The 12860-nt window shown below is 56.9% G+C and carries 15 protein-coding genes; 9 read left to right on the plus strand and 6 right to left on the minus strand.

Annotation, left to right across the window (positions count from 1 at the left end):
- The first annotated feature begins 89 nt into the window (after positions 1–89).
- Together DOM27_RS17935 and DOM27_RS18015 are read left to right on the plus strand one after the other, a co-directional pair.
- Positions 90–812 carry a hypothetical protein gene (locus tag DOM27_RS17935; RefSeq protein ID WP_157956780.1) on the plus strand — a complete coding sequence of 241 codons (723 nt, stop codon included), beginning with the start codon at positions 90–92 and terminating at the stop codon, positions 810–812.
- Between the two features lie 1336 nt (positions 813–2148).
- Positions 2149–2451, plus strand: a complete 303-nt coding sequence (locus DOM27_RS18015) for a hypothetical protein (protein WP_223162366.1) — start codon at positions 2149–2151, stop codon at positions 2449–2451.
- 163 nt (positions 2452–2614) lie between these two features.
- On the opposite strand, the gene DOM27_RS16520 is transcribed toward DOM27_RS18015, so the two are convergent.
- The 3 genes from DOM27_RS16520 to DOM27_RS16530 form a co-directional block, all read right to left on the minus strand.
- Positions 2615–3562: a pirin family protein gene (locus tag DOM27_RS16520; RefSeq protein WP_110657636.1), complete on the minus strand. Its 948-nt coding sequence runs from the start codon at positions 3560–3562 to the stop codon at positions 2615–2617.
- A 74-nt stretch (positions 3563–3636) separates the two neighbouring features.
- Complete coding sequence (gene ycaC / locus DOM27_RS16525) at positions 3637–4260, minus strand: isochorismate family cysteine hydrolase YcaC (protein WP_110657638.1); 624 nt, start codon at positions 4258–4260, stop codon at positions 3637–3639.
- Positions 4261–4370: 110 nt separating this feature from the next.
- Positions 4371–5264, minus strand: a complete 894-nt coding sequence (locus tag DOM27_RS16530) for a pirin family protein (protein WP_110657640.1) — start codon at positions 5262–5264, stop codon at positions 4371–4373.
- 147 nt (positions 5265–5411) lie between these two features.
- Here DOM27_RS16530 and DOM27_RS16535 point away from each other — a divergent pair, with 147 nt between their 5' ends.
- A complete protein-coding gene (locus DOM27_RS16535) occupies positions 5412–6344 on the plus strand; it encodes a LysR substrate-binding domain-containing protein (protein ID WP_110657642.1) in 933 nt (310 codons plus the stop codon).
- Positions 6345–6387: 43 nt separating this feature from the next.
- Positions 6388–6816 carry a polyketide cyclase gene (locus tag DOM27_RS16540; protein ID WP_110657644.1) on the plus strand — a complete coding sequence of 143 codons (429 nt, stop codon included), beginning with the start codon at positions 6388–6390 and terminating at the stop codon, positions 6814–6816.
- Here the strand turns inward: DOM27_RS16540 and DOM27_RS16545 are convergent.
- The gene (locus tag DOM27_RS16545) at positions 6773–7648 is read right to left on the minus strand and encodes an alpha/beta fold hydrolase (protein WP_110657646.1); all 876 of its coding nucleotides are present in this window, start codon (positions 7646–7648) and stop codon (positions 6773–6775) included. The two genes, DOM27_RS16540 and DOM27_RS16545, sit on opposite strands and share 44 nt — an antisense overlap.
- Before the next feature lie 145 nt (positions 7649–7793).
- Between DOM27_RS16545 and DOM27_RS16550 the strand changes: the two genes are divergently transcribed.
- The 3 genes from DOM27_RS16550 to DOM27_RS18300 all read left to right on the plus strand — a co-directional run bounded on the left by DOM27_RS16550 (position 7794) and on the right by DOM27_RS18300 (position 9746).
- Positions 7794–8651, plus strand: coding sequence for a LysR family transcriptional regulator (locus DOM27_RS16550; protein ID WP_223162367.1), 858 nt, complete (start codon positions 7794–7796; stop codon positions 8649–8651).
- A 391-nt stretch (positions 8652–9042) separates the two neighbouring features.
- A complete protein-coding gene (locus DOM27_RS16555) occupies positions 9043–9246 on the plus strand; it encodes a cold-shock protein (protein WP_110651733.1) in 204 nt (67 codons plus the stop codon).
- Between the two features lie 164 nt (positions 9247–9410).
- The gene (locus DOM27_RS18300; RefSeq protein ID WP_110657913.1) at positions 9411–9746 is read left to right on the plus strand and encodes a GFA family protein; all 336 of its coding nucleotides are present in this window, start codon (positions 9411–9413) and stop codon (positions 9744–9746) included.
- 117 nt (positions 9747–9863) lie between these two features.
- On the opposite strand, the gene DOM27_RS16565 is transcribed toward DOM27_RS18300, so the two are convergent.
- A complete protein-coding gene (locus DOM27_RS16565; RefSeq protein WP_110657650.1) occupies positions 9864–10124 on the minus strand; it encodes a type B 50S ribosomal protein L31 in 261 nt (86 codons plus the stop codon).
- 182 nt (positions 10125–10306) lie between these two features.
- On the opposite strand from DOM27_RS16565, the gene DOM27_RS16570 reads away from it, so the two are divergent.
- A complete protein-coding gene (locus DOM27_RS16570; RefSeq protein ID WP_110657651.1) occupies positions 10307–10609 on the plus strand; it encodes a hypothetical protein in 303 nt (100 codons plus the stop codon).
- Positions 10610–10669: 60 nt separating this feature from the next.
- On the opposite strand, the gene DOM27_RS16575 is transcribed toward DOM27_RS16570, so the two are convergent.
- The gene (locus DOM27_RS16575) at positions 10670–10948 is read right to left on the minus strand and encodes a hypothetical protein (protein WP_110657654.1); all 279 of its coding nucleotides are present in this window, start codon (positions 10946–10948) and stop codon (positions 10670–10672) included.
- Between the two features lie 179 nt (positions 10949–11127).
- On the opposite strand from DOM27_RS16575, the gene DOM27_RS16580 reads away from it, so the two are divergent.
- Positions 11128–12705: a BCCT family transporter gene (locus DOM27_RS16580; RefSeq protein ID WP_110657656.1), complete on the plus strand. Its 1578-nt coding sequence runs from the start codon at positions 11128–11130 to the stop codon at positions 12703–12705.
- Positions 12706–12860: the final 155 nt, after the last annotated feature.

Raw genomic sequence — 12860 nt, forward strand, 5'->3', positions numbered from 1 at the left:
CGACACGGGGATAGAGGTGGTATGTTGTTTGATCATACGATGGAATGACCATGGATGTTTAATGCCTGCTAACTGAAGATGAGGCTTTTGTGAATTCATACTGTCGCCATAAAGCTCACCATTTTTTTGAAATTTATCAAAATCGTAGTTTTGATCAAGATGATATTGCTCTTTTTACTGTTTTGACACGCGATTATTCGGAGCAAGGTAGTATTTTACGAGAGTTAGGAGATTTCTTAGCCCACCCTGATGAAAAGGACCGAGGCCTTGTCTTAAAAAACGTTAAACAAGCGGCTTCTCACTTTGAGAATAATTGTCTAGCCTATTTTCATGATGAAGCGTTTGAGCCGCCACTCTTCAAAGGGCTTGGTACGCTTGACGAACTCAGTAACGAGCTCAAAAGAATTTTTATTGCTTCAGGGGTGTGGGTGGAAGACATCGAAATCGACGGTGTGCATTTTAGAGACTTTGTTTTTGGTATTATTTTTTTACTTAGTTCTTTTAGGGTTAAGCTGGGCGACCGTCTGTTTAACATGAGTGTCGAGTATGCGCACGGTTTAACCCTTTATATATCCTATGAAAGTCTAAATTTTCCAAGGCGACACATTAGGCTGCCGGTGATGTTTCTAGGTAATGTGTGGATTGAGAATATCTCTCCTTTTGGCGGCTCAAAGTCGATTCTTAAGGATCATATTGCTCGCAGGTTTGAAGAAGGGTTTTTAGGAGCTGTTCATTATGACGACGATCCAAATGGAGAACTGTTGAGTGCTGCGCGCTTTGAACGAGGAAAAATATGGCCTTTGCCGAGTTAATGGAAAATCCCCAGTCATCCATTTCAGTCGCTTGGGTGGCGATCTATGAGCGGCGCTGATATAAAATAAGGTCAGCGTTTCGAGCTATTTAATGTTTTGGCGTTAAAAGAGTGGGCTGTTGGCTTTGAATGCTATGTGGTGGGTGGTCGCTGGTTCACGCCAATCGGTTCGGTCGCAGCTCGCATGGCTAGCGATGAATTTCAATTTTTACCTAATTGGCAATTTTTTATTTGACGCTTACTAACTATAGAGGAATGGGTGGTATATGGAAAAGCTACATTGCGCCACAATTGGAGAGCTCAAAGAAACTTTAAAACGATATGGACCAGGCATCCTCTATCGAGGACAAACTAAGAATTACCCGGATTCTAATGGGGCCCCTTCATTGCTAAGCTCGTTTCAGCGCCAGGGGTGTGTGCCTGACCTGATGATTAAATGGTCCTATTATGCCAAGAAGGCTTTGCAGCATTTAGTGCGTGGCTGAGAAGAAAATGAGGATACAGCCACCAATCAAGCAATTTTACAACACTATGGGTTTCGCTCTTTTTTCCTCGATGCTTCTGGTGATCCCCGCGTTGCCGCTTGGTTCGCCAATAATCGATTTAAGTCAAAGTACGCGTTCACTTTGGTGGAAGACTGTTTTGAAGATCCGGTTTGGCTGCGCACCCTCAATGCATGGTTTGAACCAATCGAGGATACAGGCCACCTCTATCTAATAAGTAAGAAGTCTCTTCGTCAGTCCGGTGCTCAGGCGGTTCACTTATCAGAAATCGCCACAAGCCAAGGAACACCCAGGTATGTGCGCCAAGATGGATATATGGTTGGTCCATTAAATCAGAATGGTTTAAGTAGCAACTGCATCCTTTGTCATATTACAGCTCCGGCAGAAGTTCTCCGCAGCTTCGCGGGCAAGTGCAACGTTAGCTGGCTCTTCCCCGAGCCTTCGGATGATCCCGTTTATCGCGAGTTACTAGCGATGCCATGGGATAAGATTCGATATAGCTCGGACGAAGGCCTCGAAGCATTCCAACGGTCGCTAGAGCTTCCAGAGTATTCTTGTCACCTTCAGAAGCACATGCCGGCTCGCAGCGCAATGTATAGGCCATTCTGGACCAGGGACCTTCTCTCTCCATCCGCTTGCAAAGGTGAGGCTGTCACATGCATCGTGCAACTTCTTTGCGGTAGCTCCCTATATCATGGAACTAGTGCGCCTAGCTTTATCCTCCCAGAGATAAATACGCTCCTTAAGGAGTACGACGAAATATCCATAGAGCTGGATGGACTTGTCTACCATGGGATGGCCCCACTATATGCGAAGGGAGTGGGAATTTTGAAGATGTCTAGAGATACCGTCTGTGTTTTTGAGTATGGCATCCATCATCCAGGGCTGCGCATCAAGGAGATTGGGCGCTTCCCTGGGCTGCACTACCGAATCAACAACGGTGGTGAATGGGAGCGTATTACCCACGAGGATGACTGCGCATGCGGATCGGATCACGTAGAGAACTTCTGTCTACTCGGCCGTGTGGAAATTTCGCTGAAGGACGGCTGGTTGAATTATGTCGAACCCGGCCTATACGTTCAGCAGGGTATTGAACGCACTTCTGATCCACGAGCGACTTGGGGGGAGCCTTACTAGCCTACAAGTAGCACTATTTTTAGCCCATGATGATTCCAATACGGAGCAAGGCGTAGGCATCCGATCCTATCTCATGGTATATGAAATGGTATATATAACGGCGACCGCGTGGAACTATCCTTTTAAATCAGATGCATGCATTATTTTTCTAGTCCTGCCTCGTCTATAAGCCAACCTTCCACGGAATCGGCGGCGGCATGATTCTTTCACCATCGAACCCCGGCACTTCGCCGAAGCGCTCGCTGCTCTCTTCCCACGCTTGCTGTGCCTCGGCGATTTCCCCCTTGCTGTGGCCGACGAAGTTCCACCAGATAAAGATGTCTTCGTTCAGCGGTTCGCCGCCGAGCAGCAGAACGCGTGTGCCGCTTTCCATCTCTAACGTGATCTCGTCGAGCCCGCTGCCGAGGTAGGCCATTTCGTCTGCTTCGAAGCTGTCTCGCTCGAGGGTCAGGTGGCCTTCCAGCACGAGAACGCCATATTCGAAGTCTGAACGTACCGGGAACTGGCAACGGGCTGCATCGATGCTGACGATATCGAGCCCGACCAGCGGTGAGAACGCCAGTGTGGGTGCCTGGTGGCCGCTGAAGTCGCCGATCAACAGGGTGATGTCGACTTCCTGTTTGGTCCAGCGCGGCAAGTCGGGGTAGTGGTCGAAGCGTGGCTGGGTATGGCGTTCGGCGTGGGGCAGGGCGATCCACAGTTGCGCAGCGTGTAGTTGGCCGGATTCGGGCACCGACTCTTCGGTATGGGCGATCCCACGGCCCGCGGTCATCAGGTTGAGTTCGCCGGGGCGGATCTTCTGTGCGCTACCCAGGCTGTCACGATGCATGACTTCGCCGGCCAGCATCCAGGTGAAAGTCTGCAGGCCGATGTGCGGGTGAGGGCCGACATGCATGCCGCCTGCGTCGCTGGTGAAGGTGGCGGGGCCTGCGTGGTCGAGAAAACACCAGGCGCCGATCAGCCGGCGGCCTCTTTGAGGCAGGACGCGGTTGACCGGAATTCCGCCGACATCCGCCGTGCGGGCGGTGAGATGCTGGATCAGCCGGTGGCCGTCCTCGACGGGGCACTCACGGGAATCGTAGAGACGAGAATGATGCTCTGTGTTGCTCATGTGCGTCCTCCTGAGCGAGACGAGGGCTGCCGCACCGAGCGAATCGGTGGCGGCAGCGGTAATGCGCTTGTCGTTTAGCTTTTCAGTGTCGCGTCGCGGCTTTGAATCAGGTTCGAGTAGTGCGGCAGGTGTCGGGTGAGAATACCGCCAAAACCTTCGATGTCGTTACGCCAATCACGATGCAGCTCGCCTGCGACCGAGAACCAGTTCATCAACTGGACACCGGCCTGAGACATACGACTCCACGCCGCATCGCGCACGGTCGTATTGAAGGTGCCCGAAGCGTCGGTGACCACGAAGACTTCGTAGCCCGCTTCACGCGCGGCCAGCGCCGGGAAGGCCACGCAGACATCGGTCACCACGCCGGCGATCAGCAGCTGCTTCTTGCCGGTGTTCTTGATTGCCTGCACGAACTCTTCGTTATCCCAGGCGTTGATCTGGCCGGGGCGGGCGATGTAGGGCGCATCGGGGAATTTCTCTTTCAACTCCGGAACGATCGGGCCGTTGGGGCCGTCCTCGAAGCTGGTGGTGAGAATCGTCGGCAAATTGAAGAACTCGGCGATGTCGGCGAGTGCCATCACGTTGTTCTTGAATTCGTCGGGGCCGAAGTCGCGGACCAGCGATAGCAGGCCGGCTTGATGATCGATCATCAGTACGGCGACGTCGTTCTTGTCGAGTCTCTGGTAGGAATAGGCCATCACGTATCTCCTTCTCTTTAGGGAAAGGGCGGAACACCAGGCTCGGTATTCCGCTGGGCATCAGGCGATACTGGAACGGTCTGGAGCGTCCCCGGCATCGCCCGAATTCTTTACGACGCCGTGTCGACTTGTTCGGCTTGAAACTGCCCGGCCTGGAACTGGCGCATCGATTCTTCGATCTCTTCGCTAGAGTTCATGACGAACGGCCCGTACCCCACGACAGGTTCGTTGATCGGCTCACCGGTCAGCACGAGCAGCTTGGCCGCGTTGTTGGCTTCGTCGTTGGCCTCGATTACGATCTCGCGGCCTGCTCGCTCGAACAGGGCAAGCTCGGCATCCCGTGCGACTTTGGTGCCGTTGAGCTGCACGGTGCCGTTCAGAACGACGATCATCGTGGTGTGGCCTTCCGGCACACTGAGCGTGGTCGAGCCGCCCTGATTCAGACGCAGATCCCAGACGTTGATCGGGCTGAAGGTCTGTGCCGGGCCGTTCGCGCCGGCGTATTCCCCGGCGATCACCGCGAGGTGGCCGGCATCGTCGGCCAGCGCGACACGCGGTATTTCCGAAGCCTTGAGCGACTGATAACCGGGGGGCGCCGATTTGTTCGCGGCCGCCAGATTGACCCACAGCTGGACGACTTCGAAACGCCCGCCGCGCTCGGTGAACGCCGGGGAGTGAAACTCTTCATGGACGATGCCGTTGCCGGCGGTCATCCACTGAACGTCACCCGGGCTGATGATGCCGCCGTTGCCGGTGGAATCTTTATGCTCGACTTCGCCTTCGTAGACGATGGTCACGGTCTCGAAGCCGCGATGCGGATGCGCGCCGACACCGCGTGGCTTGATCGCCGGGGTAAAATCTTTCGGCCCGGCGTAGTCGAGCATCAGAAACGGTGTGACGTGATGCGCGCCCATGCGGTCATAAGTGAATAGGGAGCGCACGGGGAAGCCGTTGCCGACCCAGTGGGCTCGAGGCGCGGAGTAGATACCCGTGATGTTTTTCATTTTGCCCTCCCGCCGATCGCTCGGCTTTGGTTGATGGAGAGAGCTTATAGGTAGGACGAAATGTCGATAAGATGGCGATAACTCAACGCAGCGTCTTATGTATAGAACGATCTAATTGAGTGACGATCTTGTTCAGGGAGAGGGGACATGCAGGATCTCAACGACCTCTACTACTTCGTTCAGGTGGTCGAGCATGGTGGGTTCGCGCCGGCGGGCCGGGCGATCGGGGTGCCGAAGTCCAAGCTGAGCCGGCGAGTGGCTGAACTCGAAACCCGTATCGGCGTGCGCTTGATTCATCGCGGCACGCGTAGTCTCGCCATTACCGATCTGGGGCGTGCCTATTACGATCACTGCGCGGCCATGGTGGTGGAGGCCGAGGCAGCACAGGAGACGATCGACCGTTCGATTGCCGAGCCGCAGGGCCTGGTGCGCTTGAGCTGCCCGCCAGGGTTGCTGTGCTTTATCGTTGGAGATCTACTTACCCAGTTCATGGCGATGCATCCGCAGGTTCGAATCGAACTGGAGGCGAGTGGTCGACGTGTCGATGTGGTGCGTGAGGGGTTCGATCTGGCCATTCGAGTGAGATTCCCCCCGATCGAGGACAGCGATCTCAGCCAGCGCTTGCTGTCGCGCAGCCCGCAGCGTTTGATGGCGTCACCGGCGCTGTTCGAGCGTTTCTCCCGGCCGAGCGTGCCGGGGGATCTGTACGATTGGCCGTCGCTCGATTGGGAGCGGCCGGGCGCGGGTCATACCTGGTGTCTTGATGGCCCGGATGGTGTGAGTACGCGTATCGATCATCGGCCGCGGCTGGTTACCGATGATCTGGTGACGTTGCGACGCGCAGCGCTGGCGGGGCTCGGGATCGTGCAGCTGCCGATGCTGGTGGCCGGGCCGGATATCGCCAAGGGTCGGCTCGTCGATGTGCTGCCGGACTGGGCGCCACGCGACGGCGTGGTGCAGGCGGTCTTCCCCTCGAGACGCGGTTTGCTGCCGGCTGTACGCTCGCTGATCGATTTTCTGGCCGACAACTTCGGGCAGGAGGATTTCATGACGGATGTCGGCCCGGCGCATCAAGAGTGACGGTAAGTGGGCTAAGTGAGAATGAGAAACGAGAGGTGAACGCATGCACGACGCCATCACGATCAGTCTCACCGTCGATTGCCCCTGGCAGTCCGTCTATGAAGCCTTTTGGCGGCCGGAGGCTTTTCCTCTGTGGGCTTCCGGGCTCAGCCAATCCCGACTCAGCCGGCAGGGCGAACGCTGGTTGGCGCAAGGCCCGGAGGGCTCGGTCGTCATCCGCTTTACGCCGCATAACCCTTACGGCGTCATGGATCATTGGGTCGAGCTGGAAGACGGGCAGGTGGTCTATGTGCCGCTGCGCATTGTCGCCAACGGCGATGGGGCAGAAGTCCAGCTGACGCTCTTTCATCTTCCCCTGATGGATGAAGCAGCGGATGAAGCGACATTTCAGCGCGATGCCGATTGGGTCCGCCGTGATCTGGCGGCGCTCAAGGTGCTGGCCGAAACGACGATATCGATCCGTGCCGGTTGATGAACTCGGTCACCGATTGGGCGATGGCGTCCGGTTGGTCCTCGGGTGAGAAATGGCCGCAGTTCTCCAGAACGGTGAGTTCCGATCCCGGAATGTCCGCATTCAGGCGGTGGGCGTAATCCACGCTCTGCCAGGCATCGTCCGCACCCCAGATCAGCTTGACCGGCAGGTTGCCCAGCTCGGGCAACCGTTCAGCCACTTCCATCGTATGCTTCGGGTCGTAGTGGCGTATCTGATGCTGGAACAGGCTGGGCTGGCCGATCGGGCCGCTGATGAAGCAAAGATAGGTCTCGAGTGCGGAAGCTTCCAGCGCGCTCTGGTGATGAACGGCGGTCAGTAGCCACTCGCGAAAGTGGGCGCGGTGTTCGTCATCGGGGGCCTTAATCAGCCTTTCCAACCCTGCAGCCATCTGTTGGCGGGTGCGCGGCGAGGGGTAGCTGTCGTAACTCACCACGTCGATGAGCGTGAGCGAGCGCACTCGGTGGGGCTGGAAAATGCCGAACCGTTGGGCGATGCCGCCGCCGAAGTCATGCGAGACGATATGCGCTGTCTCCAGCCCCCAGTAATCCATCAGCTTTTCCAGCACCGGGACCTGAGCGGAAATCGAGGTGTCGACCGAAGGATCCCAGGGGCGCTCGGAGTGACCGTAACCCAGCAGATCGAAGAGATGAACGCGGTAGCCGGCCTCGACCAGCCGGGGCATGACATGGCGCCAGATGAGAGAAGAGGAGGGCGTGCCATGCAGCAGCACGATGGGGTCGCCCTGGCCGTAGGTGCCGTGAGCGATACGTTTGCCGTCGATCAGTACGTTGTCGATCGCGATGGGTTCCATGTTCCAGCTCCGCCTTGAGGTGTCTCGATGAGCTTGCGAGACTTGGCGGCATGACTCAAATGAGTTATTTCACGATGATGATCGATATCTGTCATGCCGATCCCGGCGCGATTCGCGCACGGCTCGATCTCTGGGAGTGACGCAAGTGAGTGCAAGACTGGAAATGGGGGCGTTGCAGGCACTGCAGGCCGTTGTCGATCAGGGCGGCATCACGCGGGGCGCCCATTCTCTGGCGCTGACGCAGTCGGCCGTCTCGCACAAGATTCGGCGGCTCGAGACGGCGCTGGGTTGCGAGCTGTTGGCGAGGCGCGCCGGAGCCCCATTGTTGACCCCCGAGGGCGAAAAACTGCTGCGTTACGCACGCCGCATTCTGGAGCTGCATGACGAGGCGATACTCAGCCTGGGGACGGAACCATTGAGCGGACGAATCCGGCTCGGTGTCACCGAGGATACGACCAGCGGCGGTCTGTCACGCATTCTGGGAAGATTCGCCCGGCGTCATCCGGAGGTTTCGGTGCAGACGCGCGTGAGTCAGAGCCTGACCATCGAGGGTCAGCTCGACCGGGGCGAGATTGATGTCGGCTTTCTACAACTGTTCGAGCATCGTCAACGAGCTTCGGACGTGGTCATCGCTCGGGAATCGCTGCATTGGGTAAAATCGCCGGACCTTTCGCTCGATACGGGTCGGCCGTTACCGCTCGTCGCGTTCGATGATGACTGCTTCTACCGCCAGTGGGCGATGGAGGTCGGGCAGTCGCAATCTCCGGGGTTAACCACTGTCATGACCTGCGGGAGCATCGCTGGTGTCGTGTCGGCAGTGCTTTACGGGTTAGGCGTGACACTCTTGAACAGCCGGCACATCACGCCCGAGATGGAGATCATGAAGGCCCCGTTTCCTGCGCCGCCGCCGATCGTTTACGTCATCCGAACCGGGCGCAAGAGTCACTCCGGTGCGGTTCTTGGGTTGGTCGAGGCGATTTCTGGAGAGACTGATTCCGTCTGAGAAAGAGAGGTGGCGGGGGGGTGTCGCCGGGGTCAGCGCTAGCGCGGGAGAGGCTTACACTCGTGTCAGTCGCACCTTGCAGTCGAACGATAGTAGGGTGCAGGCTGCGAAGTGATGAAAGAGAGGCTATGATCTCTCTGTGGGGAAAATCTGTGGGGAAAATCCGGTCTGTCGATCGAGATGGAAAGTTTTTAGCTTTCTGATGAGCAACGGGGTTGACTAGCCGTCGATGAGAGAGCAAACTGGCTGCCTAGTTGGTTAGCAAGTCGCATATTGTCAGTTGCACTCGAATCATTCGGTAGCCTGGTTATATCCCCTTGTTTTACCCACTATATCGGGTAGCACCCGGCAATCGTAATTAAGCGTTAAGCGCATTAAAGGAATTCGTAACATGGCAACTGGCACAGTTAAGTGGTTCAACGACACTAAAGGCTTTGGCTTCATTTCTCCGGCAGACGGTGGCGACGACCTGTTCGCACACTTCTCCGAGATCCAAGCTGACGGCTTCAAGTCTCTGCAGGACGGTCAAGAAGTTTCTTTTGACGTCACTCAGGGCAAAAAAGGTCTCCAGGCTGCGAACATCAAGCCTATCTGAGCCTTTCGGTAGACTCGTCGCTTTAAGCGATAGAGCTTCCAGCACCAAGGCCCGCTAACGCGGGCCTTGGTGTTTTTGTGTGTCTTACACGTAATCAATGCGAGAAGACCATGGTTGGCGAGGCGTCATTGGCCCTCCGGTATGTCTTTCAGCCTGGATTATCGATGAATCTAAGCTGCGATTGTCGAAACCTTCAGATCACGGCGCCAATGCCGGCGAGCGTAACTCGCTGCAACTGTGGTATATGTCGGCGCTACCAGGCGCTGTGGGGTTACTACCACCCTGATGACGTCGATGTGGTCATCGGTATTTCCGGTAGCACCCTATACCAACGTGGGGATCGAGAGATTGAGTTCGTGCGTTGTAGTGAATGTGGGTGCGTGACGCATTACCAGACGTTGCCAAATGATCCGGATCCATTACTGGCTGTTAATTTCTGCATGGCGGAGAAGCCAATCGATGATGTTCCGATTCGCTATGCGGACAATGCAAGCAGCTAAGCCAAACGAAGGATTCGTGTAGATAAAACCTTGCAGGTAAGGTCTACCCGGCTGGAAGTGGCAGATACCATGACCAGCTCGCCAGCCGACGATCGGCCGGCGAGCTGGGAGCGTTGATTAGCTGCGACGTGCAGCGATGCTGCCAAAACGGCGCTTGAACTGCGCGGCGCGACCTTCGGTGCCGACCTCTCGTTGCTTCCCGGTGTAAAACGGGTGCGATGCGGAGGAGATGTCGAGATGAACGAGGGGATAGGTGTTGCCGTCTTCCCACTCGATCGTTTCATCCGAGGTCATGGTCGAGCCAATCTTGAAGTACTCATTGACGCTGGTGTCGTGGAAGATGATCTGACGATAGTCGGGGTGGATGCCTTCTTTCATGGGAGCCTCCTGTGCAGTGGTTTTGTTATGTTATTACAATTTTGAGGGTCTGGACAATCTTTTGTCCCAAGCCCGCCTGACACGAAAGCCCGATATGGTACGCCGCTGCTACTCCCGAAATCATGCGGGGAGGGCGGCGATCCGCTATCATCGCCGTTCTTCCTGACAGACGTTGACTCGCCATGCACAACCTCTATATCCCCGTTGTCGCCATATTGGTGGCATTCGCCATCATCTTTGGCGGGCAGGCCATTTCGGATAGCCATGTCGATGACGACATCAAGTCGCTGATCTCGGCTGGTCTCGATACCGACGACGAGATCGAGTTGACGGCGATAAAAGAGGTACAGAAGGGGTACGGCGTTTGCGGCGACTACAAGACGACCGCCCAGCGCGAGAAAGCTTTGCCTTTCTACTATAGCAAGGTCAACGAGCGCGTCGTCCTGGACACGGATTCCCGGTCATACAAACGTCATTGCGAATAACGGCTCTCGGCCATCAAGGCCGAAACCTTCCTCGCCCTGGCGGGGTATCTCGCTCCCGCGCTAGATCTGTTGGAAGCGGTCGATACGCTCGCGGATCGAGTTCTCGGGCCCGATCAGATCTTGCAGGTCCCGCTCGGTCAGGCCGATATCGCGATGTCCGTGAACGATCGAAGTGTAATTCTCGCCTTCCCGGATCGCTTCCTCGACCAATAGCGAAAGCTCCTTGCGATCATCAAGAGAGGTCGGGTCGAAGCTCTGTCGCGATCGCTTGAGCTGATTGGCTTGTTCTCTGCGACAGCGTTGCAACAGGCTCTCAGTGATGAACGATGTGCTTTTCATATAACCGTGCTCCCGGCGGCGAAGTTCACTCTGAGATTAGAACCGATTCAAAGCATTCCACCATTGGCTTTTTGTTGTAGATCGGCATTTGCTTGTGAAACGCGGTCGACGGACGCATTTGCGATCTACGACCAAGGTCGGTAGGGTCTCGCCCTTCATGCCCAAAGAACCGATCTGATATGACCTCCGACAACAACATGTCGTCCACTCAGCGTGGCCGATTTGGCGATCCCGTGGTTCTGGTACTGACCATCGGTTTCATCGTCGCGTTCGTGCTGCTTTCAGCGATCTCCCCGGATGGCGTGACCGATGCCATCGGCGCCGGCTTTACCTGGACAGCCGCAACGTTCGGCAGTTTTTTCCAGTTGCTACTGCTATTGACGTTCTTCATCGCGCTCGGTGTCGCGATCACGCCCGCCGGTCGCGCTCGCATCGGCGGCAGGGATCGCCCCGAGATGAGCACGTTCAAATGGATCTCGATCATCCTGTGTACGCTGCTGGCAGGCGGCGGCGTATTCTTCGCCGCCGGCGAGCCTGTCTACCATTTCGTGGTCACGCCGCCGGCCTTCGATACCGAACCCGATACCGCGGCTGCGGTCCCGGCTGCCCTGGCGCAGTCGTTCATGCATTGGGGCTTTCTGGCCTGGGCCGTGCTCGGCACGCTGCCGGCCATCGTGCTGGCGCATCAGCACTATCATCGTGGGCTGCCGCTTCAGCCGCGCACGCTGCTGGCGCCGATGATTGGCGAGCGTCGTGTCCGTGGTGTGCTGGGCAGCGTGGTCGATGCGGTCTGTGTCATCGCGCTGGTGGCAGGTACGGTCGGGCCGATCGGCTTTCTCGCCACCCAGGTCAGCTTCGGCTTTCATGAGCTCTTCGGCCTGGTGGACGATTACGGCACGCAATTGATCATCATGGCGATTCTGGGCGCCATCTATGTGACCTCGGCGATGACGGGGATCGATCGAGGCATTCAGATTCTCAGTCGTTTCAACGTGATTCTGGCGATGGCCATCGCGGCGGTGATTCTGGTGTTCGGTCCGACGCAATTTCTCGTCGATGCCTGGTTCCAGGGTTTCGGTACTTATCTGGGGTCGTTCTTCGAAATGGCTTCGATGACCGCACAGACCGCCCCGGCCTGGTGGATGAAGTGGTGGACGGTGTTTTTCTTCGCCTGGTTCATCGGCTACGCGCCGTTGATGGCAATCTTCGTGGCGCGGATCTCCAAAGGCCGCAGCATTCGCGAAATGATTGTTGCCGTCGCGATTCTTGCGCCGCTGGCGACCACCGCGTGGTTCACGCTGCTCGGGGGTTCAGGGATCTTCTACCAGCTTCATGGCCTCATCGACCTCACCGAACCGTTGCAGAACTTTCGTTTCGACGTCGCCACGCTGACGGTAGCGCAGGCGTTGCCGGGCGGTGTCTTCATGGCGTTGGCGATTCTGCTGCTGACCACGATCTTCGTGGCGACCACGGGAGATTCGATGAGCTATGCCATTTCCGTGGTGTGCGCCGGTCATGATGAGCCCAAGCCCGCGCTGCGCGCTTTCTGGGGCGTGGCGATGGCATTGATGGCGGCGATATTGCTGAAGATGGGCGCCGGTCAGATCAGCGTGCTCCAGCAGTTCATCGTGATCTCGGCGATTCCGGTGTCGCTGGTGCTGCTGCCGACCCTCTGGCACGGGCCGAAGTCCGCCTACGCGATGGCGCGAGAGCAGGGCCTGCTAGGTGATATCCGGGAGACCGGACTCGCTGACTGACCCCATCGCCAATTCATGAGTGCAACGCCTCCGGTAGCTGTTCATCGGGGGCGTTTTGGGTTGGAGGCGAGATTATGGGTGCGGAGACGTTGGAAAAGCGAGGTTGGAGAAAAGGGGGGGCGGATGCGTTTGCGATCTACGACTAAGGTCGGTAG

The organism is Salinicola halimionae, assembly GCF_003206065.1.
Taxonomy (GTDB): domain Bacteria; phylum Pseudomonadota; class Gammaproteobacteria; order Pseudomonadales; family Halomonadaceae; genus Salinicola; species Salinicola halimionae.

What these genes read in the sequence shown, in the direction of transcription:
- DOM27_RS18015 (WP_223162366.1), top strand. Translation starts at nt 2,149, where the DNA reads ATGTCTAGAGATACCGTCTGTGTTTTTGAGTATGGCATCCATCATCCA.
- DOM27_RS16520 (WP_110657636.1), bottom strand. Translation starts at nt 3,562, where the DNA reads ATGAGCAACACAGAGCATCATTCTCGTCTCTACGATTCCCGTGAGTGC.
- ycaC (WP_110657638.1), bottom strand. Translation starts at nt 4,260, where the DNA reads ATGGCCTATTCCTACCAGAGACTCGACAAGAACGACGTCGCCGTACTG.
- DOM27_RS16530 (WP_110657640.1), bottom strand. Translation starts at nt 5,264, where the DNA reads ATGAAAAACATCACGGGTATCTACTCCGCGCCTCGAGCCCACTGGGTC.
- DOM27_RS16535 (WP_110657642.1), top strand. Translation starts at nt 5,412, where the DNA reads ATGCAGGATCTCAACGACCTCTACTACTTCGTTCAGGTGGTCGAGCAT.
- DOM27_RS16540 (WP_110657644.1), top strand. Translation starts at nt 6,388, where the DNA reads ATGCACGACGCCATCACGATCAGTCTCACCGTCGATTGCCCCTGGCAG.
- DOM27_RS16545 (WP_110657646.1), bottom strand. Translation starts at nt 7,648, where the DNA reads ATGGAACCCATCGCGATCGACAACGTACTGATCGACGGCAAACGTATC.
- DOM27_RS16555 (WP_110651733.1), top strand. Translation starts at nt 9,043, where the DNA reads ATGGCAACTGGCACAGTTAAGTGGTTCAACGACACTAAAGGCTTTGGC.
- DOM27_RS18300 (WP_110657913.1), top strand. Translation starts at nt 9,411, where the DNA reads ATGAATCTAAGCTGCGATTGTCGAAACCTTCAGATCACGGCGCCAATG.
- DOM27_RS16565 (WP_110657650.1), bottom strand. Translation starts at nt 10,124, where the DNA reads ATGAAAGAAGGCATCCACCCCGACTATCGTCAGATCATCTTCCACGAC.
- DOM27_RS16570 (WP_110657651.1), top strand. Translation starts at nt 10,307, where the DNA reads ATGCACAACCTCTATATCCCCGTTGTCGCCATATTGGTGGCATTCGCC.
- DOM27_RS16575 (WP_110657654.1), bottom strand. Translation starts at nt 10,948, where the DNA reads ATGAAAAGCACATCGTTCATCACTGAGAGCCTGTTGCAACGCTGTCGC.
- DOM27_RS16580 (WP_110657656.1), top strand. Translation starts at nt 11,128, where the DNA reads ATGACCTCCGACAACAACATGTCGTCCACTCAGCGTGGCCGATTTGGC.